The organism is Psychromonas antarctica (assembly GCF_022267535.1).
GTDB lineage: Bacteria > Pseudomonadota > Gammaproteobacteria > Enterobacterales > Psychromonadaceae > Psychromonas > Psychromonas antarctica.
The window spans coordinates 1-701 of sequence record NZ_JAHNZV010000282.1 but is presented as its reverse complement, the minus strand read 5'-3'; the positions used below and the strand labels follow the sequence as shown (position 1 = coordinate 701).

1 protein-coding gene is annotated in these 701 nt (G+C 44.9%); it reads right to left on the bottom strand.

The genetic code is table 11. The features are described from left to right. Nucleotides 1-341 precede the first annotated feature (341 nt). A partial coding sequence (locus KSO91_RS17485) for a hypothetical protein (RefSeq protein ID WP_238744288.1) occupies nt 342-701 on the bottom strand: 360 nt, incomplete at its 5' end.

The window sequence follows — 701 nt, the reverse complement described above, 5'->3', positions numbered from 1 at the left end:
AAACTGTTTGAATGAACTGAATACACTGGCGGACTGAAGTCCGCGCCCCTCAATAAGCTAAAGGCAACAGGCTGTTTGTACTTTCTCTGGGGCGCAGGCTTTAGCCTGCTTTGTTTTTACAAAATACGGTGCGAACTGTTTGTAATGAACAAACACTGGCGGACTGAAGTCCGTGCCCCTAAATAAGGTTCATTCAACGTGTGGCAACATGCTGTTTGTACTTTCTCTGGGGCGCAGGCTTTAGCCTGCTTTGTTTTTATAAAATACTGTACGAACTGTTTGAACAAACACTGGCGGACTGAAGTCCGCTGCCCTCAACAGGATAAACGCAATGTTTGGGATCATGCTGTTTGTACTCTCTCTGGGGCGCAGACTTTAGCCTGCTTTGTTTTTACAAAATATACTGTGCGAACTGTTTGAATGAACAAACACTGGCGGACTGAAGTCCGCGCCCCTAAATAAGGTTCATTCAACGTTTTGGAGCATGCTGCTTGCAGGAAATCTGCAAAGGTCTCTGCGGTATATTGTATGGCATTAAAAGTTTCAACAGGATTAGTAATAGTATGCACCAGCCCTGTGGCTGCGTTAAATTTATCCCATGACGTTAAGGTTTCATAGGTTGATTTAGCACCTTCTGCCATGCTGTAACCCGCTTCTGCATTGAGTTTCATCAAACACGCGCCAAAGGCTTCTGGGAAATT